This window comes from Salinigranum sp. (assembly GCF_041641895.1).
Lineage (GTDB): Archaea > Halobacteriota > Halobacteria > Halobacteriales > Haloferacaceae > Salinigranum.
This window is the reverse complement of the sequence record NZ_JBEPXO010000048.1, coordinates 1-20,982: the sequence shown is the minus strand read 5'-3', so window position 1 is coordinate 20,982 and position 20,982 is coordinate 1. Positions and strand designations below refer to the sequence as shown.

The window sequence follows — 20,982 nt, the reverse complement described above, 5'->3', positions numbered from 1 at the left end:
AGGTACCGCTACGTATCCACCCCGAACCCGGGGCTACCGGCCGGCGTCGAGCGGCTCCCGCAGTCGCCACGTGTCTCCGGTCGGGTCGAGTCGGTGCGGTTCCCGCCCACGGTCGGCGAGGAGACCGGCATGGTACAGCATGGTCTTCAGCTGGAAGACGGTCGGCGAGTGAAAGACGTTCCCGTCGACGAGTTCGGATACCCGGAGCTCGCCGTCGTCGCTCAGCACGCGCGAGCGGACGGCGTCAGTCCCACGGACGAAGAGTTCGACGGTGAACGTGGGGTGCTGGACGTGGAGCCACTCGACGAGGTCGACGAGCGACGGCTCCGTGACCCCGTCGTCGTGCATCGTCTGGAGCTCTTCGACGAGCAGCTGTGTCGCCGGATACGCCCAGACGACGCGCCGAGCGAGGAGTCCCCACTCCGGGGCGACGTCACAGAACCGTTTCCGCGACCGCTTCCAGTTCTCGAACACCGGGAGTGCGGCGTCGACCGACCCGTGGCGGTGCAGGGCGAACCGGACCACTTCTTCGCCGAGCGGTGTCGGGGAGACCCCGGACGGGACCTGCTCGACGAGCCCGAGGAACTCAGCCCCGCGACGGGCGTCGTCCGTCGCGCCGACGACGTGCCGCTCGAGGAGTGCCTCGGTCGTCTCCTCGTGGTAGTGTGCGAGGGGGTACGCGAGGTAGTTCTTCGGGTGGTTCAGTCCGAACGACGCGTCGGCGACTCCCTGTGCAGTCGCCTGGAATCGGATAGCGGTCGCGTCGTCCGAGGTCCGGTTCCCGACGACTCGAGGGACCTCGAGCGCGTCGACCCGACCGTCGGTCGCCACACCTAGCACGCCGACGTTGAGTTCGCGGGCGAGCGTCCGGGCCGACTGCGAGACCGCGGTCCGCGGCGCGGCGACGTACGCCGCGTTGGCCTCGTGGAGGCGGTCGTACGCCTGGACGATTCCTCGCTCGACGTCGACAGAGCCGTCGGTGGCATAGCCCTTGGCTTCAACGGCGACGAGCGGTGGCTGGTCGCCGAACCGCTCGACAGCCAGGAGCTCGGACTCGAGACGACGAACCCCGACGAGGTCCGGATAGCCGCCACCCAGTCGGACACGATTGAACGGGGCCAACTGTGTGCGGAGTTCGTGCGGAATCGGCGTCCCGGAGAGCCACTCGTCGGCCGCGAACTGGGTGTCCACGACCGAGTAGGCGTTCGGCTCGGAGGCGTCGGGGAACAGTCGTCGCTTCGCGTGTGCGAGCACCTGTGGTTCGGAGAGCGATGCGGCTGCCATAGACGGGAGTCCGAGCCGACAGGTAAGAGGGTTCTGGAGGGCGGACTCGTTCGGTCGGTGCCGAGCCGAGTGACAGAACTGATACTTGGCACGGAACGTTCATGCCGTCGACAGGTAATCGGCAGGACGTCCATGCAGTTCTGTGACGGATGTGGCACGCTCCTCCCAGCGGGCGAGACTGGTGGGGCGTGCCCACAGTGTTCGACGTCGACTCGGCGACCGGACGGGACAGGGACGGGCGGCGAGGACGACGAGACACGCGACGCCGAGCCAGCACCGACCGACCTCGAGCAGTTGCCCACGACCGAGAGCGGCAGTGTACGGAAGGCCGACGCGGTGGAGTGGCTGGCGAGGAGGGACCGGCCATCGACCGTCGAGCACCGGCGGGCGACCGTCGAGAAGCCGAGCGGGTTCTCCGGCAGTACGTTCCCCACCGACATCTCCACCGTCCGACTCACCGGTGATGCGGCGTTCATCGAGACGGCGGCGGGACTGTTCTCGTGGGTCGTCGGGATGGAGGATTACAGCCGTCGCGTAGAGGTCAACCTCAAGCAGGTCGAAGAGAAGGAGTCGGGCGAACGGACCGGTAACTACGCACTGTATCTCTCCGTCGCGGAGCGGGGCTGAGCGGCTTCACACCCGCTCGACGGACCGGTTTCCCACACGCGACCACCGCGGACAAGAACGCACCGTCGTCCCTCCGGTCGAGGCAGTCCCGCCCTGGTCGCCGACGTCCGGTCCCGGGTAACACTGATGAACGTCGTCGGCGATAGACGACGACATGGGTGACATCGTCCTCGTCGACGGCGCGCGAACGCCACACGGAACCCTCCTCGGGTCGCTCGCAGACGTCGAGAGCGTCGAACTCGGCCGAGTGGCCGTCGACGGCCTCCTCGACCGCGTCGACCTCGACCCCGCGACGGTCGACTGGGTCTGTCTCGGCAACGCCATCCAGGCCGGGATCGGACAGGTACCGGGCAGACAGGTCGTCGTCGAGTCCTCGCTCCCCGAGACGACGCCGACGACGACGGTCAACGAGGCGTCTGGGTCGGGAGTACGGGCGATTACGCTCGCCGCCGACCGCATCGCCTCTGGACGGGCCTCGTTCGCCGTCGCCGGCGGGTTCGAGTCGATGACGAACGCGCCGTGGGTCCTCCCCGGCTACAGGAAGGGACGACGACACGGCGACGTCACGCTGAAGGACTCGATGCTCCTCGACGCGCTCTGGGACGTGAACCTCGACGTCCACATGGGCGAGATAACAGAGCGGCTCGTCGACCGCTTCGGCGACGAGTACGACCTCTCGCGGGAGGCTCAGGACGCGTACGCCCTGGAGAGCCACCAGCGTGCCGCCCGCGCTATCGACGAGGGCGTGTTCGACAGCGAAATCGTCCCGGTCGAGGCCGGCGAGGAGACCGTCGAACACGACGAGGGGCCGCGGCCCGAGTCGACGATTAACGACCTCGCGGCGCTCTCGCCGGCCTTCCGTCCGGACGGGACCATCACGCCCGCGAACGCGTCGAAGCTCTCCGACGGGGCGGGCGCGGTGCTCCTCGGGGACGCCGAGGCGGTGGCCGACGCGGGGCTGGACCCGATGGCCCGCCTCGTCGACTACGACTTCGTCTACCGCGCGCCCGACGAGTTCAACGAGGCCGTCGGCGACGTCGTCGAGCACCTGCTCGACACCACCGGGACGGACGTCGCCGACGTCGACGCGTTCTGGGTGAACGAGGCGTTCGCCGCGCAGTCGGTCTACGTGATGCAGCGACTCGGCATCCCGCGCGAGAAGATGAACCCCTGTGGCGGTGCCGTCGCGTTCGGCCACCCTATCGGTGCGTCGGGCGGGATGCTGGCGACGTCGCTGGCGTACCAACTCGTCGCCGAAGACCTCGAATTCGGCCTCGTCGGGATGAGCCTCGGTGGCGGCGGCGCGGTCATGTCGCTGTGGCAGCGCGCGTGAGCACCCTCCGAGCGACTCCGGCGGCGCTCGTCGTTCGAAGTCACGCGCTCAGTCGTGGGGCGACGACTCCGCTTCCGCCGGCCCCTCTTCCGCAGACGGCGGTTCCGCGGGCTCGATTAGCTTCCGGTCGGGAGCGTATCGGAGGAGTCCAGCCCGGTCGAGTACCGGGAGGTGGAGGTGGTGGAGCGCGACCGGGAGTGCGTCGTCCGGGTCCTCGTCGGCGTCGAAGTCGTCCAGTCGCCTCATCCCGGCGACGAGCATCGACAGCTGCATCGGCTCGTCCGTCGCAGAGACGACAGCGAGGGCCGCCCGTCGTTCGGGGAGCGTGAGATGTCGGAGTGACGACGCGGCGCGACGCCGCCCCGTCTCGAGGAACGCCCGGACGTCCGGAACGGCCTCGTGGCCGTCGAGAGACGCGCGGAACACGTCGCCGTCCCGCGAGACGAGGCCGGCCGCTTCGAGCCGCGGGAGGGAGACGTGGTAGAGTTCGTGCAGTTCGGCGTCCGCGTCCGAGACGGCGTCCACGGCGACGCCGCGCTCCTCGGCACGGACGGCCGCAGCCAGCTCCTCGAGAGGCGCCGGTCCCTCTCGATCGAGGACCGCGAGGACGGTGCGACAGCGAGCGTCACACAGCGCCGCGTACACTCGTTCTCGGCGCGTCTCTTCCCCTCGGCGATACGTCTCGCTCTCCCCGTCTGACGGGTCCCCCATCACGCAGACCGATTCGCGGCCGAAATATATAGTCGTACGGCCAAATCTGTCGGTGGCGACCCGGCGAACGTGAGTGTGTAGTGACGCTGTGGTCACGCTGTCCTTTTGACGACTCGGACCGTAGCAGGGACGTGTCCGCGTTCGACGCCGTCCTGTTCGACCTCGACGACACGCTCTGTCGTCACGAACAGTCGGCGGAGACCATCTACTACGGGGCGTTCGAGCACGCCGGTGTCGACCCCGTGGGTCGCCCGACAGACCTCTGGGAGGTGCTCGACGGCGACCCGCCACCGGGCGACCCGACGGACTACCTCGCGGACGGCTTCGCACAGGTTCTGACGGGACGAAGTGACTCCTCTGCGCCCGTCGGCCCTCACGATGAGACTGCCGATGGGTCGGAGGCGAGGGCGGTCGCACGGCGCCTCGCGGAGGGGTTCCACGAGACGGTCGACTACCGTGCCGTCTCGTTCACCCCGGGTGCCGAACGAGCGCTCACCGCGGCACGCGAGCGTGGCCTCGTCGGTCTGGTGACGAACGGCCCGGCGTCCCGACAGCGCGTGAAACTCGACGCTCTCGGAATCGCGGAGGCGTTCGACGTCGTCGTCTACGCCGGTGATCTCCCCAGACGCAAGCCCGAACCCGACCCGTTCGAGGAGGCACTCGACGCACTCGACGTTCGCGCGGGGACGACGCTGTACGTCGGTGACTCCGCCGAACACGACGTGGTCGGTGCCCACCGGGCGGGCCTCCCCGTCGCGTGGGTCGGCGGAAGCGAAGGGTGGGACGGGCAGCGATGGGCCGGCGTCGAGCGCCCGACGTACGTCCTCGAGCGAATCGACGCCCTCTCGGGTGTGCTCGACGGGGCGTCGGGCACGCGGTGAGCACCGCTCGCGAGACAGCGAGTCGAGTCGACTCACGGCCGGTTGTCGACCGGATAACGATACCACTGGAGCCAGTACACGGAAGTGTACCACTCACCGATGGTGATCCACCCCACCACCGGCATGGTGGTACGTGCGTCAGCCCCACGGAGGGGAGACCAACCCCACCACCCGACCTGCACCGCCCGATAGCCACCCTGTGCCCACAACCCACCCCGGCGTCTGCCCCACCCACCACCCACCACCACTTAGACCATGCCCACGCCGGGGACGGGGGATGCTCGTCGCGTTCTGTACAGTTCCACGAAGAGTATCGCTCGGACGAGGAGTCTTCTACGCTTCCGAAGGAGCCTTCTACACCTCCGCGCCACACGGGGCCTTCTACATTTCGGCGCCAGGCGGAGGCTTCTACGCTCCCGCGTCGACCGACTCGGCCGACTCGTGAGCCGCGACGCTCTCTCCGGTCGTCCGCTCGACTGCCAGAGGACGGGCCACTGCCTCGGGGACGCTCTGCGAGAGTTCGGGGTCGAACGGTCGCTCAGTCACGGAGCCGAGCGACCGAGAGGACGAAGAACGTAGCCACCGTGGCCGCGGCAACGGACAGGTTCGGAAGCGTGGCCAGAAACGAGACGTCCGCCGCCGTCAGGGTGAGTCCCACGGCTGCGAGGACCGAGGCGACCAGCGAGTAGGCCGCCCACCGGTCGGTCGTGTCTGGCGATTCGGCGGTGTTCGAGTCGGACGGTTCGGCGGCGTCCGGGTCGGTCGATGAACTGTCCGCCTGGGCTGCTCCGGGTGCGCCGTCGGCGTGCCGACTGTGGCCGTCGGTCGTGTCTGCGGCCGCGTCGCCCCGTCTGGGCTCGAGGTAGCGACCGACCGAGTCCGCTCGCGGCCGGGGCGTCACGCGTCCGCGGCTCTGTTCGTAGTCGATGACGCCGGCGTCGTCGAGCTTCGGCAGGTGTCGCTGGTAGAGGGAGATGTAGACACGCTGGCGCTGGCTGGAGGTGAGCGCCTCGACGGTCGTGTCGTGTTCCCAGGCGGCCACCTGTTCGGCGACGTCCGACATCTCGACGGTTTCGTCGACGTCTCTGAGCACGCGGAGCACGTCTCTCCGGCGCTGGTTCTGGAGCAGGTGGAACACCTCGTCGGGGCCGAACTCCTCGGCGTCGGTCCCCGTCGGTTTCTCGTGTGGCCTGGCCGTGGCCGACCCGTCCGGCGTCGTATCGGTCGCGTCGACTGACATCTACCGTGACCGTCCAGCGCCGTCATAATAACCGGATACGCCCGTTCGGACTGTTGCAGCGGCTTAACGGAGTCGTAACCGGACCGTTTCGGGCGTGAAACGGTCGAAACAGTGAACCGCCGAGGGGTGACCCGCCGGGGACCGGGGCGTCCGGAGCCACTCGGCGCCCCGGAACCGGACCGTCGAGTGACCGGCGGAACGGTGACCGGACCGAACCCACACGGACCACGGGTCTGCTCGCCGTCGGAGTTGTCTGGGAGATAATAAACACCGTCCGGGCGAGAGGCACGGCCGAGGACGACATGCACACACACTGGAACCGACTGCTGACGCTCTGCGTCCTGGCGTGTTGCCTGTTCGCGGTCGGGTCGGCGGCGGCATCCCTCGACGACGCCGTGTCGAGCGACCCGGGCGACACAGTCGACCCCGACTGGGAGGAACTCCCCGTCGGGTCCGAGGAGGCGGAGCGACTGAAGGAGCGCTGGCAACCGACGGAGGCCGACGGGGAGCCGACTGCGTCGGGAACGACCGACGGCGAGGGTGAGACCGACGAGTCGATGGCTTCGAGCGGCGAATCCGAGGAAGCGTCCGGCGACGCCGCCCAGTCGGGCAGTGCTGGTGGCGGCGGCACGGACGGTGCTGCCGGCGGGAGCGACGCGAGAGCGACGGGGTCGGCGTCGAACCGTGGGGAAGACTCCGGCGGCGTCTCCGTGTCGGAACGGAGCCTCCTCGACGTGCTGTTCGAACTCCTCCGGGTGTTCGCCGTGGTGTTGCTGCTCGCCGGTCTCATCGTCGGTGGGGTCGTCCTGCTCAGGCGACTGTGGCCGGACGACCCGGACGACGGCACGGTCCGGGTCGCCGACTCCGACGTCGGAGTCGGACCGACGGAACCGTCGAACGAGGTGAGCCGGGCGTGGTTCGAACTGATGGCGCGGTTCGACCTCGCGGACGCACACCACCTCACGCCGGCAGAACGCGCTCAGGCCGCGGTCGAGCGTGGGGCTGACCCGAACGCCGTCCGACCGTTGACGGACCTCTTCGAGCGGACGCGGTACGGTGCCGCCCCTGTCACCGAAGAGCGCTCACGGCGAGCGCGACGGTGGCTCGACCAGGCCGTGGCCAGCACCACGACGAGGTCGACGAGCCCTGACCGAGGGGTGCGGGAGGGTCGGCTGTGAAGACCCGACGACTGCTCGCGGGGGTCGCCGGCGTCGCCGCGCTCTGTGTAGCGCTCGCTACCGACGCCGCCCTGCCGGTCGAGTCGCTCGTCGACTCGGTCGGGAGCGACTACCTCGTCGTTGCCTCGGTGGGGGGCGCCGCCCTCCTCCTGTCGGTCCCGGTGGTTCTCTCGGGCCGCGCCGCGAACCTCGACCAGACCGAGACACCGGACCCGGAGTGGCCGGCGACGGCAGCGCCAGCGGGCCGGGAACTCGACGAGACGCGGACCTCCCTCGCGCTCGCACTCCCCGTCGTCGGGGCGGAGCGCAGGGCCCGCCTCCGTGAGCGACTGCGGCGGACCGCGGCGGGGGCCGTGGCCCGTTCGCGAGGGTGTAGTCATCGGACCGCGCTGACCCGCGTCGAGCAGGGTGAGTGGTGCTCCGACCCCGTGGCGGCGACGTTCCTCGCCGACGGGACGACGCTCTCGCCGCGCGCACTGGCCGGGTCGCTCCGCCACGCGACGCACCCCTACGACTACGCGACGCGTCGCGTCGCCAGGGCGGTGCTCGCCACCGAGCGGGAGGGGTCGACGTGAGTACGGCCACCGTCACCGACGGCGACGACCCGACACCACGGCGGACGAACCGATGGCGGGGCGTGGTCGCCGTCGGCCTCGTCGCGGCCGCCGTCGGCCTCGTCGCCGACGAGTCCGTCCTCGTGCTGCTCGCAGTCCCGGCTCTCGTCTTCGCGGCGTACCCGCGGCTCACGGCGCCGCCCGACCCCGCGGGGGTACTCACCATCGACCGGCGACTGGACGACGACACCCCGGCACCGGGAGACCCCGTCGAGGTGACGGTCACCGTCCGCAACGACGGCGGGTCGACGCTGTTCGACTGTCGGGTCGTCGACGGTGTGCCCGCGGCGCTGTCGGTGGTCGACGGCACGCCCCGTGGGGCCGCGTTCCTCCGTCCGGGGAGCGAGGCGACGGTCGAGTACACCGTCGAAGCCACCGACGGGACCCACGACTTCGACCCGGCGACGGTGGTCGTCAGGGACGCGAGCGGCGCCTGGGAGGTCGAAACCGCAGTCGGCACCGAGACCACCGTCGACTGCGCCCTCAACGAGACGACCGACCCCGCACGCGACCTCACGGTCCGGGAGGCCGGTCACGTCGTCTCCGAGCAGGGTGGGGCAGGGGTGGAGTTCCACCGGACCCGCGACTACCGCCGCGGCGACCCCACCAGCCGCATCGACTGGAACCGCTACGCCCGTGACGGCGACCTCACGACCGTCGAGTACCGCGAGGAGCAGGCCACCTCGGTCGTACTCGTCGTCGACGCCACGGCGTCGGCCTACCGGGCCGCCGGCGACGACGCCGACGACCCACACGCCGTCGTCAGGAGCGTCACAGCGGCTCGACAGCTGTTCAGGACGCTGTCGAGCCGTCGGAACCGGGTCGGCGTCGCCGCGTTCGGTCGAGCCGTCGCGTGGCTCCCGCCGGGCGCCGGTCCCGACCACCTGACGCGGGTGAACGAACTGTTCGCGACACACCCCGCCTTCTCGGCGACGACTCCCCCGAACGGCTCGACCGAGGAGTCGGTCGACGACCAGGTCGACCGCCTCCGCACACTCCTGCCCGACGCGACACAGGTCGTGTTGCTCTCGCCGCTCTGCGCCGAGGCGGTCGTGCGGGCGGCGACGACGCTCGAGTCGCACGGCCACCCGGTGACCGTGCTGAGCCCGGACGCCACCGCCGACGGTTCCGTCGGCGAGCGACTCGCGGGCGTGGAGCGGCGGAACCGGCTCCACCGCCTCCGTCAGGTGGGCGTCGACGTCGTCGACTGGGGGCCGGCCGACCTGCTCGGGCCGACCCTCGCGGCCGCGGGGGGAAGACGCGGATGACGGCGATTCGGAGTCACGTCACGGTCACCCGTCGCCCGACCAGGCTGAGCGGCCTAGTGGCCGTCACAGCCGCGCTCTTGTCCGCGTTCTTGCTCTTACCCGCTGACGCGACACCGACAGCTGTCGGCGTCGGACTCGGCCTCCTCCTCCTCGCCGTCGGCGACGCACTCCGGGACCGCGGTCACACGGTGCTCGCCGGCGCCATCTTCGTGCTCGCCGGCGGTGTCGCGCTCGCCGCGGTCGGCTACGGCGTCGCCGCGGTCTCCCGGCCCGAGACAATTGCCCGGGTGGCCGTCACCGCGGCCGGCGTGCTGTGTGTCGCCGGCAGTGTCGTCCCCCTGCGAGAGAACGGCTCCCGGCGACTCCTCAAGGTCGGCACCGCGCTCCTCCTCCTGTCGGTCCTCGGCGCGGCCGTCCTCCACACGACGTCGTTCTACCCGCTCGTCGTGAGCGGGACGCTCGTCGTCGTCAGCTACGACCTCGGGGAGCACGCGGTCGGCCTGGGCGAACAGTTGGGCCGGGACGCCGCGACGACCCCGGTCGAACTGAGTCACGGCGCCGCGACCCTCGCCGTGGCGGTCGTCGCCGTCGTCGCCGTGGGGGTGGCGTCCTCGCTCGGTGGCGGGGGGCTGTCGCTGTCGGGACTGCTGTTACTCCTGATCGCGCTCGTGGGACTGGCACTGGCGCTTCACGACTGACGGGCGTCGTCGGCGTCACACCGAGCGCTCACTCGTCGGCGGCGTGGGGTCGACCGGCGTCGACCGATGGCTACCAACCGCTCGTCTCGACTGTCGCCTCTGGACCGACTGCCGCCGCTGCGGTCATCGCCCGGCGACGCGACGGGCAGTGCCGTCGACAGTTGGCACGGGCGTCCCGTCGAGCACGTCCGAGACGACGTCGGCGCCGGTGACCTCGTCGACACGCGCGTTCGCCGTCACCACGACGCGGTGGTCGAACACCGGGTGGACGGCCGTCTTCACGTCGTCCGGGGTAACGTACGGCCGGCCGTCGAGGACGGCGTGGGCGCGCGCGTTCTCGAAGAGTCGCTGTGTCCCCCGCGGCGACACCCCGTGCTGGACGCGGTCGTCCGCCCTCGTCCCCCGGGCGAGGCTGACGACGTAGTCGCGGACGTCGGGGGAGACGCGCACGTCCTCGACGACGCGCTGGATACGCTGGACCGCGTCGCCCGCGAGCTGGTTCTCCGCGGCCGGGTGCCGACCACGCCGGTCGGCGCGGCGGTCGAGCAACTCTCGCTCGCCGTCGGCCGACGGGTAGCCCAGGCTGGACTTCACCAGGAACCGGTCCTTCTGGGCTTCCGGGAGCGGGAACGTTCCCTGGCCCTCGTCGACCGGGTTCTGTGTGGCGATGACGAAGAACGGGTCGGGGAGTCTGTGGGTGGTACCCTCGACCGTGACCTGCCCCTCCTCCATCGCCTCCAGAAGCGCCGCCTGCGTCTTCGGCGACGCCCGGTTGATTTCGTCCGCCAGGACGAGGTTCGAGAAGACGGGACCGGGCGCGAAGTCGAACTCGCCCGTCCGCTCGTCGAACACGTACGACCCCGTGATGTCCGCCGGGAGGAGGTCGGGCGTGAACTGGATGCGACTGAACGAGAGGCCGAGCGCGGTGGCGAAACTCCGCGCCGTGAGCGTCTTGCCGGTCCCGGGGACGTCCTCGAGCAGGACGTTTCCCCGCGAAAGGAACGCACTCAGCACCGTCTCCATCGTCGCTCTGTCCCCGACCACCGCATCCAGGACGGTGTCGAGAACGGCGTCACAGCGTGCGGACGCGTCGTGGATGTCCATACACGCCCGAGGAACCGCCGAATATCCTTGATTATCCACGCGATAAGCCACGCGGCCGGCTTGACGCTCGCTGGCCCCCCTGGGTGCGCGGACGCGGCGAGGGGGTCGCCCGCGCGATCCGCCCGAACAATCATATCCCTCGGCCGCACACGGTTTCCAAGGTCGTTCTACCATGTCTCAGGGTTACAGCCACGGGCGGGTGCAGGAGTACTGGCAGTCTGTCTGGGAGCGGGAGGGAGTCTACCGGGCCGACGACGCGGCGGACCCGACGTACGTCCTCGGGATGTTCCCGTACACCTCCGGCGAACTCCACATGGGGCACGTTCGCAACTACACCATCACGGACGCGTACGCGCGCTACCGGCGGATGCAGGGCGACGAGGTCCTCCACCCGATGGGGTGGGACGCCTTCGGGCTCCCCGCGGAGAACGCCGCCTACGACCGCAACACCGACCCCCGGTCGTGGACCGAGACGTGCATCAGACAGATGCGCGAGGAGATGGAGACGATGGGCTTCGGCTACGACTGGTCGCGGGAGGTGACGACCTGTGACCCCGGCTACTACCGGTGGAACCAGTGGCTGTTCAAACGCTTCTACGACGAGGGCCTCGTCGACTACAAGGCTGCGACGGTCAACTGGTGTCCGGACTGCGAGACGGTGCTCGCCGACGCGCAGGTGGACTCGAAGGCGGTCCACGCCGACACCGACGCTCACACTGACACCGACACCAGCACGGAAGCCGACCGGGGAGACGCCGGGACCGTCGACGTCTGCTGGCGCTGTGAGACGCCGGTGAGCCAGCGTGACCTCGACCAGTGGTTCTTCCGCATCACCGAGTACGCCGACGAACTCCACGACGGACTGGACGACCTGACTGGGTGGTCCGACGGCGTCCGCGAGCGACAGCGGAACTGGATCGGCCGCCGCGAGGGTGCGACGGTGACGTTCGACGTGCCCGCCCGCGACACCACGGTCGACGTGTTCACCACGCGACTGGACACGGTGTACGGCGGCACGTTCGTCGCGCTCTCACCGGGGCACGAACTCACGCGCGAACTCGTCGCCGAGGACGAGACCCTCGCCCAGTACGTCGACATGGTCCGCGGAGGTGAGGGCGACGGCACCTCGGGCGTCGACACCGGCCTCCGGGCGACCCACCCGCTCACCGGCGACTCCCTCCCCGTCTACGTCGCCGCGTACGTCCTCGACGACGTCGGGACGGGCGCGGTGATGGGCGTCCCGGCGCACAACGAACGCGACCACGCCTTCGCGGCGGCGCACGACCTGCCCGTAGAGCAGGTCGTCGAACCGGTCGACGGGTCGGGGACGAATCTGCCGGACGAACCGTTCACCGAGGACGGGATGCTCACCGCGAGCGGCGAGTACGACGGCCTCGCGAGCACGGCCGCCCGGGAACGACTCCTCGACGCGGCGGGCGTCGAGTCGCACGTGACCTACCGCCTGCGCGACTGGCTCATCTCCCGACAGCGCTACTGGGGGACGCCCATCCCGGTCGTCCACTGCGACGACTGCGGGCACGTCCTCGTGCCCGACGAGGACCTCCCCGTCGAACTCCCGGCGTTCGTCAAGACGACGGGCAACCCGCTCGACGCCAGCGAGGAGTTCGTCGAGACGACCTGTCCCGACTGCGGCGCGGACGCGCGGCGGGAGACGGACACGATGGACACGTTCGTCGACAGTGCGTGGTACTTCCTCCGCTTCCTCTCGCCCGACCTCGAGACGGCCCCGTTCGACACCGACCGGGCGAACGACCTCCTGCCCATCGACGTCTACGTCGGCGGCGACGAACACGCCATCCTCCACCTGCTGTACGTGCGCTTCTTCACGCGGGCGCTGTGTGACCTCGGCCTCCTCGACGTCCGCGAACCCATCGATCGCCTCGTCAACCAGGGGACGGTGCTGTACGACGGCCAGAAGATGTCGAAGTCGAAGGGCAACGCCATCGCCCCCCACGAGTACGGTGCGGAGACGACGCGGCTGTTCGTCCTCTCGGCCGCACACCCGCGACAGGACTTCGAGTGGACCGCGAAAAAAGTCTCCACCTCGTACGACCTCCAGCAACAAGTGTACGGCCTCGTCCGCTCGTACGCCGAGAGCGACGAGGTGGCCGCCCGCGACGAACACGCGCCGCACGACACCTACCTCGAACGCGAACTCGACCGGACCATCGCCGCCGTCACCGCGGACTACGACCGGTTCCGGTTCCATCGGGTGGTGAGCGAGGTCCACGGCCTCGTCCGTCTGCTCCGGCGGTACCAGGCGTACGAGACGCCGTACAAGTACCCCTACGAGCGCGGCCTCCGGGCGCTCGCCCGGTTCGTCGCCCCCATCACGCCGTTCCTCGCGGAGGAACTGTGGAGCATGCTCGGCGAGGAGGGACTGGTCGCGGAGGCGCGCTGGCCGGAGCCGCTCCAGGCGGTCCCCGACTACCGCATCGAACGGGAACTCATCCGGCGGACGCTCGAAGACGTCCGCGGTATCACCGACGTCGTCGGCATCGACGCGCCCGAGCGAATCGAACTCGTGGTCGCACAGGAGTGGAAGTACCGCGCGTACCAGATTGCCCGGGAGGCCGACCCCGACGCGGCGGTCGTCGGACAGATCATGGCCGACGAGACGGTCCGTGACCGCGGGGAGGCCGCCGCCGACTTCGCCGCCGATGTCGCCGACGAGAAACCGGGGCTGGAACCCGCACTCGCCCCCGAGACGGAACAGGCGCTCTTCGAGCAGGCCGCCTGGCTCTTCGAGGAGGAGTTCGGGGCCGAGGTCGTGGTGCGGCAGGCGACCGACGACCCCGACGACGCTCTCGCGCGGAAGGCGCGGCCCGACAAGCCCGCCATCCACATCGACTGAGGAGACGGGGACGGGACGCGAGGGTTGATGTCTCCGCGGGTCCGCCCCCCTGTATGACCGAGACGAGCGAGCGAGACGACGCGGTCGAAGCCCGCGTCGGGGAGGCGCTCCGCGAACGGGACCACACGGTGGCCGTTGCCGAGTCGCTGACGGGGGGACTGGTCTGCTCACGACTGACGGACGTTCCGGGGTCCAGTGACTACTTCGACCGCGGAGTCGTCACCTACTCGAACGTTGCGAAACTCGACGCTCTCGCCGTCTCACGCGAGTCGCTCGACGCATACGGCGCGGTGTCGGAAGCCGTCGCCCGCGAGATGGCACAGGGGGTGCGAGACACCGCCGGGACGACCTGGGGCGTCTCGACGACGGGCATCGCGGGACCGACGGGCGGGACGAGCGAGAAACCGGTCGGCCTCGTCTTCGTCGGTGTCGCGTACGCCGCGCCGTGGGGGAGCGACGAGTCGTTCGCCCGCGCGGACCGATACGTCTTCGACGGCGACCGCCACGCGGTGAAGTCCCAGAGCGCGACGCAAGCACTGTCGAATCTGCTCGCGGGGGTCCAGGGGGTCACCGACGACCCGGAGACGGGTTCGGGAACGGGAACGAGAACGGGAACGGACGCGGGGACCGACACCGACGCGTAGTCGAACTGTCGCAGTACGCCCGTGGCGCGTCTCTGCCTACCGGAACAGCGACCTCCGGAGAGTCACGACCGCCGCATCACGACTCGTCCGGCGCCGCCACGACGTGTGGGTCGCCCGTCGCACGGTCGACGTAGACGGTGACGTGGCGGTCGCCGACACTCCCCTCGAACACCCACGCGTGTGGCTCGCGGTACGCCCCCGGGTCGAGGTCGACGTCGTCCGACCCGGCGGAGTACGCGTCGAAGACGGCCTCGCGGGCGACGGCGCGGGCCTCCTCTTCCGAGGTGACCCGGTCCGACGCGCCCCGGAGGTTGAGGGTGACGACCGGGACCGACGCGGCGCGGACCACCTGCTCCGCGACGCTCCCGAGCAGGTGTCGCTCGATGCCGGTCCGGCCGTGCGTCCCCATCACTACCAGGTCGACCCCGGTCGTCTCGACGTAGCGGAGAATCTCCGACGCGGGGTCGCCGCGGCGGAGTTCGGCGACCAGCGGAACCGTCGTGTCCGCGGTCTGTTCGCGCACGAGGTCGATGGCCTGCTTACCCCGTTCGGTGAGTTCGTCGTCCGCGTCGTCCTCTGCGTCACCCCCGTCGTCGACGACGAACAAAGCGTGGAGCGTCGCGTCGTACGTCTCGGCGAAGTCCACCGCGTGTCGGACTGCGCGTTCGGAACCCGGGCTACCGTCCGTCGGAACGAGCACAGCGTCGTACATCGCCTCTCACACCCCCATCACCCGCCCGACTATTCAAATAACCGACAGCAGGTTCCAGCGGAGTGGGAACTGGGCTCACCCCGTGGTGACGAGTTCGACCACGTCGCGGTGGTCGAGTTCGTGGTCGCCGCCGATCTGTCGCCCCGACCGACAGTCGATGCCGTGGAGGAGGCCGTCGCCGATGTCGGAGTGGATGTGGTACGCGAAGTCCTCCGTGGTCGCTCCCTCCGGGAGGACGAAGCAGTCGCGGAAGACACCCTGGGTGTCGGTCCGGCCGTTGGCGCTGCCCGGGAAGACCGCGAGCGCACCGAACACGTCGAACAGTGCGGTTTCGAGCGCCCGCTGGACCCCGGTCCCGCCGTACTCGGTGACGAACTCACGAATCTGCTCGAGACCCGCGCGTTGCTCCGCGGAGACGTCGCCGGCGACCGAGAAGGAGTCGTCGCCGGCCCCGTAGTCGACGACGCCCGCCTCCGCGCCCCCCTTCAGCGCCTTCTCGGCGTGCGCTGAGGCGGGGACGACGGTGAGGTGGTCGTAGTCGGGGTCGGACGTGACGTCGGCGTAGTTCTCCTGTGCTGCGGGCGTGTCCATCTTGTTCGCGACGACGACCATGGGCTTCGTCCTGGTGCGGAGTTCGCGGGCGATCTCGAGTTTGTCCGCCTCCGTCCACGTGTCGGGGTCCAGGTCGAGGCCGAGTCCGAGGACGACCTGTTTGATCTCCTCCTCGGAGGTTCGGAAGGCGTCCATCTGCGTCGCGAGGTCAGCTTCGACGTCTCCCTCGGCGCCGTGGTAGCCCGAGCGGTAGCGCTCGAGGCCCTTCTCCAGGACGTCGAGGTACCACTGGTCGAGTTCCTCCTCCAGGAAGTCGATGTCCTCGCGCGGGTCGTGCCCCTCGGTCGGTTCACCCTCGATGTCTGTCTGCCCGGAGAAGTCGACGACGTGGACGAGGACGTCCGCCTCGTTGAGGTCGGTGAGGAACTGGTTGCCGAGACCCTTCCCCTCGTGTGCGCCCGGGATGAGACCCGCTACGTCGACGAGTTTCACCGGGACGAACCGGGTCCCGTCGTCGCAGAACCCGACCGAGGGCGTACACGTCTCGTCGAACTCCGGGGCCGCACAGGGGACGCGGACGTACGCCTCGCCGACGGACGGGTCGATGGTCGTGAACGGGTACGCCCCCTCGGGGACGTCGTTCATCGTCGCGGCGTTGAAGAACGTCGACTTGCCCACCGAGGGCTTGCCGACGAGGCCGATGCGATAGCTCATCGGTTCGGGTCGCTCCTCGCCGGTCAAAAGCGCCGCTATCCCGACCGCCGTTGGCACGTCGTCCCCTGTCACACCGGTGACGAAGGACGGGAATCGACTGCTCGCGGGCGAGGGCGGCGTACCGCGGAGTATTTGCCCTGCGGGCCCGGAACGTGTGACATGAGCGACGCCGACCCGACCCCCGAAGCCGAAGACTGCGGGGGTACGGACGGAACGGACGCCCGACCCGACGCCGATACGTTCGGCGTCGGCATCCACGTCACGGAGGAGGAACTCCAGTTCGTCGTCCACGTTCCCTCGGCAATCGACTCCGGGTGGACCGACCCCGAGGCGTTCCAGCGCCTCGTCGAGCGCGTCGTCTGGGACCACCTCGACCAGGAGGCGACGCTCCGCGCCATCGCGTCGTCGGCCGACACGGGCGAGACGGTCACACTCGGGACGGTCAGCCTCCGCCCCGGGGGCACCGTCGTCGACCACTCGTTGTCGGCACCGAAGGCGCGGGAGGGGACGGACGGTGCCGACGAGCGGTGAGCGGCGGTGGGTGCGTCGCGTCCAGCGGCGCGCCCTCGAACGAGCACTCGTCGACGACGTCGACGCCCGACGGTACTTCGCGCTCGCCGGGAGCCTCGACCGGTACGGCGGGGCCAGCGTCTCTCGCGACACGGGTGGGACGGCCGCTGCGGGAAGCGACGGCCCGGACCACGACGGTGAGTCCGCCCCCGACACCCACTTCGACGACGCGAAGGGGGTGCTCCCGGCCGCGATGGCGTCGTTGGCTCTCGTTCCGTACCTCGACGAGTCGAGCGACGGGCCCGCGTCTCCGCTCCCGCCGGGACCGCCGACGAACGCTCCGGCCCTCGACCCCTGGGAACCGACCGGTGACACGACGCGTCCCGCCGTCAGGCGCGGTGCCCGACTCGCCCTCCGCTGGTTCGACGTGCCACCCGAACGGGTCGCGGCCCGTGCGGGTCTCCCCGAAGCCGTCCTCACCACACGGAGCGAGTGACAGTCGACGTGGTTCTCCCGAACGTGACGACACCCGACGACGGAACCGATGGCTCCGCGACACCTTTTGGAGAGATCGGTCAGAAACTCCTTTTGACTCCTGCCCGTCGTCGAGAGTAGAGGTCGCGTCGGACCGGTCGGGCCCGCACCGACCAACGCGCCTCCCTGCCGCGCCCATGAGCTCCTGTTTCCACACGGGTCTCCGGACCGGCTGACCGACCTCCTTCAACCCATGACCCGAACGCCGACGTTCAGCCCGCGTTCACACGAGGGGGGACCCTTCCCGTCGACGTCCGAGGCGACACGTGTCGACGACGAGTACGTCTTCACTACGGTGGTCGAGACGCGCCCGGGAGCTGACTTGCTGCGGTTCTCTGTCCGCGTCGACCCGAGCGACGGCCCGTCCGACGAGCTCGTCCTCCACGTCGACCGGCGGGTCGACCCCGCGGCGTCCCCGGGCCCACCACGTCGCGACGCCAGCGCGGTCACGGTTGCGGCCCCGAACCTCGGGTCACCTCCCAGGGTCGGCGCCCTCGAATCCGTGCTCGAGACGTGGTGTCGCCGACACTGGGGGGACAATTTCGACGAAGAGGGGGAGGATACGACTGAAACGGATGGAGAGAGGGGGGACACGACTGGAGCGGACGAAGGGGGGAGAGACAGAGAGAGGAGCCACCGAGCCGTTCGGCCAGGAACCGGAGGGGGAGTGAGCGCAGACACGGTTCCGGTTCAGCGATGACTACGAGCACCGTGCGCACGACCACGCCGACCCTCTTCGGCATCGAAGGAGACGCGTACGTCTTCGTGGCCGTTCGAGAGGACCCGACACTCGGGGGGGACTCGAACTGGCTGTCACAGACGTTCCACGTCGACCCGGACGTCGGTGCCGACGACGAGTTCCGCGTCGACGTCACGGAGCGGTACCACGTCGACGGGACGGAGACTCAGGTTGCCTTCGAGGACCGTTTCACCGTCACCCTCGGCGTCGACTCCACGGCGTCCCGCGTCCCGTCGATTCGTCGCCGCCTCGAACGGTGGTACCGACACGCGTATCTCGACGACGGTTCACCCGAGGTGGCGGTCGGACTGTCGAACTGCGAGGGCTGACGACGGCTCGGTTCGGACGAGTGAGCTGTCGGTTCCGGGAGTCGTGCACTGGTCGATTCCGAGCGAAAAGAGTCGTCTCTGGACCGGTGTCGTCTCGAGCCGTTACCGCTTCGGGCCGTTACCGTTCCCGTTCCCGTTGCCACCGCGGTTACCCTTGTCCCCGCTCTTGCCGGGCGCGTCGTCCTCGTCGTCCCCGTCGGCGTCGCCCTCACACGACTCCTCGTCGGCACCGGCCGCACAGTCCGCGTCCTCGCTGCTTTCGTCCGTCGTCTCACCGTCCGTCTCGTCGTCCTCGTCGTCCGCACCCTTGTCGGCGTTCGCCTGCTCCGGCGGGCCGCGACGTTCCTCGTCGTCGGCCTCACCGTCAGCCTCGGCGTCGCCCTCACCGCGTTCGGGCGGCCCGGCGTGGTCGGGGCGGTTGTCCGCGTCCGGGTTGTTCTCCGTCGCGAACTCGGAGACCTTCTGGCCGAACTCCTTGCCGAAGTACCCCTCGTCCTTCAGCTGCTGGACGTACGAGGAGATCCACTGGCCGAAGTTCGCGTACCCTCCGTTCTCGACGAGTTCGAGGTCGGCCGTCGTCGTGACCTCCTCGCTACCGTTGACCGCGGTCACCGTGACCGTGAGGTTCTCGTCGGGGGCCGGGAGACCGACCGTGCCGGTCGCGTCCGTCTCGTAGCTCCCGTTCCCGTCGTACGCCACGTCCGAGGTGACGTCGACGCTCGCGTTCTCGACGGCCGTCCCATCGTCGGTGACGGTCACCGTGGCCGTCCCGTCGCTGTTCTGGACGACGCTGACGGCGAGTCCGGTGTCGACCGGCGACAGTTCGGCGGACGTCGTCGTTTCGTCGTCAGCGTCGGTGACGGTGACGGTGACGGTCACCGTCTCCGCCGGTTCCGGGAGCGCGACAGTCCCGTTCTCGTCGGTCGTGTACGTCCCGTTCCCCGCGTAGGCCGTGTCCGACTCGACAGCGACCGTCGCGTTGTCCACTGCCACGTCGTCGCGCGTCACGGTGACCGTGGCCGTCCCGTCGTCGTTCGTCTCGACCGCGACCTCGAACTCCGCGATCGGCTCGACCGCTGCGGTCTGGATGGCCTCAACGTCGCCTGCGGTCACCACGGCGGTGAGTTCGGTCGCGTTAGCGGGCTCGGGCAGGCCGACCGTGCCGTTCTCGTCGGTCGTGTACGCTCCCTCGCCGGCGTAGGCGACAGTCGCGGTGACGTCCACCTCGGCCCCCGCGAGCGCGTCACCGTACTGGATGGCTTCCAGGTGGACCGTCCCGTCGTCGTTCTGTGTGAGGGCCACGTCGACGGAGTCCTCGACCGGCACGAACGCGAACGTCTCGGTCGTGGTCGTCCCGTCGACCGTCACGTCGACTTCGACGTCGACTGGCTGGTCGGGGTTCGGGAGTTCGACCGTGCCGGTCGCGTCGGTCGTGTACGTTCCCTCACCCGCGTAGGTCACACCCGACGTGACGTTCACCGCCGTCGCCTCGACCGGTGAACTGCCGTTGGTGACGGTCACCGTGGCGTTCCCCGTCGCGGGGTCCTGCGTGAGCGTGATGTCGGGGCTGGTCGTCTCCGTCTCGGTCTCCTGTGCGCTGACGGCCACTGGCGACAGAGCGGTCGTCACCAGCACCACCGCGAGGAGGATGGCTGTGAGTTTGCGGCGCATCTCACCTTCGACGAACAGTCACGATATCTTAAACAAGGGGCTCGCTCACCCCCGATTCGGCCCGGTTCAGTCACGTTTTACCCGGATTTAACCGGTTCAATCATCCCGGAGAGGGGCTGAGACGGGCAGTTCGGCGAATCCAGGTGCCTGACCGGTCCGGTGCTGCTCGCGCGCGCTCGACGGCCCGACGAGGTGGCCGTCGCGGTCGGGGGATGGGAGTCGTGGCTGTGGCCGTCGCTCTCACTCGCCGTTCGCGTTCGAAGTACGAAACCCCCCCACGAGTTCACGTGCGGGGGGCGTGTCTCGAGAGCGCTAGCGCTGGCGCTCTCGTGTGGGTGAAATGAGAGGGGTAGTATGAGTGGAGGCGGCGAATCGGTGTTCCCAGGGGCTCGCGCACCCCAGTACTTACCGACACGCTGGCGAGCTTAACTTCCGTGTTCGGGATGGGTACGGGTGTTGCCTCGCCGCTGTGGCCGCCTTAACGCCGACCAGCGGAGTCGAACCGCTGTACGAGTCCAACGTCGGTAGACGAACCGATCTTCCGTGTCGGTCTGATCTCGTGTCGTGTCGTACGTGCAATCCAGTTTGCGCCTGGACTCGTTTCAATCTCGAGTCACAGTGCGGTCTCACACACTTCACAGTGGATGAGTATGGCTTGGTCTGTTAGTGCTCGCGGGCTGAACGACTCGTTGCCTCGTCGCGTACACCCCGAGTCTATCGAACTCGTCTTCTACGAGTGACCTCGGTGACACCTCTTTTTCAGG

The 20,982-nt window shown here is 69.4% G+C and carries 21 protein-coding genes and 2 rRNA genes; 13 read left to right on the top strand and 10 right to left on the bottom strand.

Annotated features, from left to right (window positions below; translation table 11 throughout):
* Positions 1-33 precede the first annotated feature (33 nt).
* On the bottom strand, positions 34-1,284 hold the full coding sequence (locus tag ACESK5_RS11600; protein WP_372911728.1) for a hypothetical protein: 1,251 nt from the start codon (positions 1,282-1,284) through the stop codon (positions 34-36).
* Between the two features lie 132 nt (positions 1,285-1,416).
* Here ACESK5_RS11600 and ACESK5_RS11595 point away from each other — a divergent pair, with 132 nt between their 5' ends.
* Positions 1,417-1,911: a hypothetical protein gene (locus ACESK5_RS11595; protein ID WP_372911727.1), complete on the top strand. Its 495-nt coding sequence runs from the start codon at positions 1,417-1,419 to the stop codon at positions 1,909-1,911.
* Positions 1,912-2,065: 154 nt separating this feature from the next.
* The gene (locus ACESK5_RS11590; protein ID WP_372911726.1) at positions 2,066-3,244 is read left to right on the top strand and encodes an acetyl-CoA C-acyltransferase; all 1,179 of its coding nucleotides are present in this window, start codon (positions 2,066-2,068) and stop codon (positions 3,242-3,244) included.
* A 48-nt stretch (positions 3,245-3,292) separates the two neighbouring features.
* Here the strand turns inward: ACESK5_RS11590 and ACESK5_RS11585 are convergent, their stop codons facing one another.
* Entirely contained in the window at positions 3,293-3,955 is a 663-nt protein-coding gene (locus tag ACESK5_RS11585) for a hypothetical protein (RefSeq protein WP_372911725.1), read from the bottom strand.
* 131 nt (positions 3,956-4,086) lie between these two features.
* On the opposite strand from ACESK5_RS11585, the gene ACESK5_RS11580 reads away from it, so the two are divergent.
* A complete protein-coding gene (locus tag ACESK5_RS11580) occupies positions 4,087-4,836 on the top strand; it encodes an HAD family hydrolase (protein WP_372911724.1) in 750 nt (249 codons plus the stop codon).
* A gap of 408 nt (positions 4,837-5,244) precedes the next feature.
* Here the strand turns inward: ACESK5_RS11580 and ACESK5_RS11575 are convergent, their stop codons facing one another.
* Both ACESK5_RS11575 and ACESK5_RS11570 read right to left on the bottom strand, forming a co-directional pair.
* Positions 5,245-5,382 (bottom strand): hypothetical protein, encoded by a 138-nt coding sequence (locus ACESK5_RS11575; RefSeq protein ID WP_372911723.1) that lies wholly within the window; start codon positions 5,380-5,382, stop codon positions 5,245-5,247.
* On the bottom strand, positions 5,375-6,076 hold the full coding sequence (locus ACESK5_RS11570) for a hypothetical protein (RefSeq protein WP_372911722.1): 702 nt from the start codon (positions 6,074-6,076) through the stop codon (positions 5,375-5,377). The genes ACESK5_RS11575 and ACESK5_RS11570 overlap by 8 nt, the downstream gene beginning before the upstream one ends.
* 302 nt (positions 6,077-6,378) lie before the next feature.
* Between ACESK5_RS11570 and ACESK5_RS11565 the strand changes: the two genes are divergently transcribed.
* The 4 genes from ACESK5_RS11565 to ACESK5_RS11550 are packed head-to-tail and all read left to right on the top strand — an operon-like array spanning position 6,379 to position 9,834.
* Complete coding sequence (locus ACESK5_RS11565; RefSeq protein WP_372911721.1) at positions 6,379-7,254, top strand: DUF4129 domain-containing protein; 876 nt, start codon at positions 6,379-6,381, stop codon at positions 7,252-7,254.
* Positions 7,251-7,829: a hypothetical protein gene (locus ACESK5_RS11560; protein ID WP_372911720.1), complete on the top strand. Its 579-nt coding sequence runs from the start codon at positions 7,251-7,253 to the stop codon at positions 7,827-7,829. Before ACESK5_RS11565 ends, ACESK5_RS11560 begins: the two co-directional genes overlap by 4 nt.
* A complete protein-coding gene (locus ACESK5_RS11555) occupies positions 7,826-9,136 on the top strand; it encodes a DUF58 domain-containing protein (protein WP_372911719.1) in 1,311 nt (436 codons plus the stop codon). The genes ACESK5_RS11560 and ACESK5_RS11555 overlap by 4 nt, the downstream gene beginning before the upstream one ends.
* A 56-nt stretch (positions 9,137-9,192) precedes the next feature.
* On the top strand, positions 9,193-9,834 hold the full coding sequence (locus ACESK5_RS11550; protein ID WP_372911718.1) for a hypothetical protein: 642 nt from the start codon (positions 9,193-9,195) through the stop codon (positions 9,832-9,834).
* Positions 9,835-9,957: 123 nt separating this feature from the next.
* Here ACESK5_RS11550 and ACESK5_RS11545 read toward each other — a convergent pair whose 3' ends face one another.
* The gene (locus ACESK5_RS11545) at positions 9,958-10,938 is read right to left on the bottom strand and encodes an AAA family ATPase (RefSeq protein WP_372911717.1); all 981 of its coding nucleotides are present in this window, start codon (positions 10,936-10,938) and stop codon (positions 9,958-9,960) included.
* Between the two features lie 172 nt (positions 10,939-11,110).
* Between ACESK5_RS11545 and ACESK5_RS11540 the strand changes: the two genes are divergently transcribed.
* Together ACESK5_RS11540 and ACESK5_RS11535 are read left to right on the top strand one after the other, a co-directional pair.
* The gene (locus tag ACESK5_RS11540; RefSeq protein WP_372911716.1) at positions 11,111-13,813 is read left to right on the top strand and encodes a leucine--tRNA ligase; all 2,703 of its coding nucleotides are present in this window, start codon (positions 11,111-11,113) and stop codon (positions 13,811-13,813) included.
* A gap of 53 nt (positions 13,814-13,866) precedes the next feature.
* Positions 13,867-14,457: a CinA family protein gene (locus ACESK5_RS11535; RefSeq protein WP_372911715.1), complete on the top strand. Its 591-nt coding sequence runs from the start codon at positions 13,867-13,869 to the stop codon at positions 14,455-14,457.
* Positions 14,458-14,533: 76 nt separating this feature from the next.
* On the opposite strand, the gene ACESK5_RS11530 is transcribed toward ACESK5_RS11535, so the two are convergent.
* Complete coding sequence (locus tag ACESK5_RS11530) at positions 14,534-15,169, bottom strand: universal stress protein (protein ID WP_372911714.1); 636 nt, start codon at positions 15,167-15,169, stop codon at positions 14,534-14,536.
* Between the two features lie 75 nt (positions 15,170-15,244).
* On the bottom strand, positions 15,245-16,435 hold the full coding sequence (locus ACESK5_RS11525) for a redox-regulated ATPase YchF (RefSeq protein ID WP_372911713.1): 1,191 nt from the start codon (positions 16,433-16,435) through the stop codon (positions 15,245-15,247).
* Between the two features lie 159 nt (positions 16,436-16,594).
* Here ACESK5_RS11525 and ACESK5_RS11520 point away from each other — a divergent pair, with 159 nt between their 5' ends.
* The 4 genes from ACESK5_RS11520 (at position 16,595) to ACESK5_RS11505 (ending at position 18,547) form a co-directional block, all read left to right on the top strand.
* A complete protein-coding gene (locus ACESK5_RS11520) occupies positions 16,595-16,966 on the top strand; it encodes a hypothetical protein (RefSeq protein ID WP_372911712.1) in 372 nt (123 codons plus the stop codon).
* On the top strand, positions 16,950-17,441 hold the full coding sequence (locus ACESK5_RS11515; protein ID WP_372911711.1) for a hypothetical protein: 492 nt from the start codon (positions 16,950-16,952) through the stop codon (positions 17,439-17,441). The genes ACESK5_RS11520 and ACESK5_RS11515 overlap by 17 nt, the downstream gene beginning before the upstream one ends.
* 231 nt (positions 17,442-17,672) lie before the next feature.
* Entirely contained in the window at positions 17,673-18,179 is a 507-nt protein-coding gene (locus ACESK5_RS11510; RefSeq protein WP_372911709.1) for a hypothetical protein, read from the top strand.
* A gap of 11 nt (positions 18,180-18,190) precedes the next feature.
* Positions 18,191-18,547, top strand: coding sequence for a hypothetical protein (locus ACESK5_RS11505; protein ID WP_372911708.1), 357 nt, complete (start codon positions 18,191-18,193; stop codon positions 18,545-18,547).
* 102 nt (positions 18,548-18,649) lie between these two features.
* Here ACESK5_RS11505 and ACESK5_RS11500 read toward each other — a convergent pair whose 3' ends face one another.
* From ACESK5_RS11500 to ACESK5_RS11490, 3 genes are all read right to left on the bottom strand, one after another.
* Positions 18,650-20,218 carry a hypothetical protein gene (locus tag ACESK5_RS11500; RefSeq protein ID WP_372911707.1) on the bottom strand — a complete coding sequence of 523 codons (1,569 nt, stop codon included), beginning with the start codon at positions 20,216-20,218 and terminating at the stop codon, positions 18,650-18,652.
* Positions 20,219-20,577: 359 nt separating this feature from the next.
* Positions 20,578-20,699: ribosomal RNA gene (gene rrf, locus ACESK5_RS11495) — 5S ribosomal RNA — on the bottom strand.
* A gap of 162 nt (positions 20,700-20,861) precedes the next feature.
* Positions 20,862-20,982, bottom strand: a 23S ribosomal RNA gene (locus ACESK5_RS11490); the annotation flags it as partial.

Bases quoted from the DNA above. Each gene is read 5' to 3' on its own strand.
- ACESK5_RS11600 (WP_372911728.1), bottom strand. From the start codon at position 1,284: ATGGCAGCCGCATCGCTCTCCGAACCACAGGTGCTCGCACACGCGAAG.
- ACESK5_RS11595 (WP_372911727.1), top strand. From the start codon at position 1,417: ATGCAGTTCTGTGACGGATGTGGCACGCTCCTCCCAGCGGGCGAGACT.
- ACESK5_RS11590 (WP_372911726.1), top strand. From the start codon at position 2,066: ATGGGTGACATCGTCCTCGTCGACGGCGCGCGAACGCCACACGGAACC.
- ACESK5_RS11585 (WP_372911725.1), bottom strand. From the start codon at position 3,955: ATGGGGGACCCGTCAGACGGGGAGAGCGAGACGTATCGCCGAGGGGAA.
- ACESK5_RS11570 (WP_372911722.1), bottom strand. From the start codon at position 6,076: ATGTCAGTCGACGCGACCGATACGACGCCGGACGGGTCGGCCACGGCC.
- ACESK5_RS11565 (WP_372911721.1), top strand. From the start codon at position 6,379: ATGCACACACACTGGAACCGACTGCTGACGCTCTGCGTCCTGGCGTGT.
- ACESK5_RS11545 (WP_372911717.1), bottom strand. From the start codon at position 10,938: ATGGACATCCACGACGCGTCCGCACGCTGTGACGCCGTTCTCGACACC.
- ACESK5_RS11540 (WP_372911716.1), top strand. From the start codon at position 11,111: ATGTCTCAGGGTTACAGCCACGGGCGGGTGCAGGAGTACTGGCAGTCT.
- ACESK5_RS11535 (WP_372911715.1), top strand. From the start codon at position 13,867: ATGACCGAGACGAGCGAGCGAGACGACGCGGTCGAAGCCCGCGTCGGG.
- ACESK5_RS11530 (WP_372911714.1), bottom strand. From the start codon at position 15,169: ATGTACGACGCTGTGCTCGTTCCGACGGACGGTAGCCCGGGTTCCGAA.
- ACESK5_RS11525 (WP_372911713.1), bottom strand. From the start codon at position 16,435: ATGAGCTATCGCATCGGCCTCGTCGGCAAGCCCTCGGTGGGCAAGTCG.
- ACESK5_RS11520 (WP_372911712.1), top strand. From the start codon at position 16,595: ATGAGCGACGCCGACCCGACCCCCGAAGCCGAAGACTGCGGGGGTACG.
- ACESK5_RS11510 (WP_372911709.1), top strand. From the start codon at position 17,673: ATGACCCGAACGCCGACGTTCAGCCCGCGTTCACACGAGGGGGGACCC.
- ACESK5_RS11500 (WP_372911707.1), bottom strand. From the start codon at position 20,218: ATGCGCCGCAAACTCACAGCCATCCTCCTCGCGGTGGTGCTGGTGACG.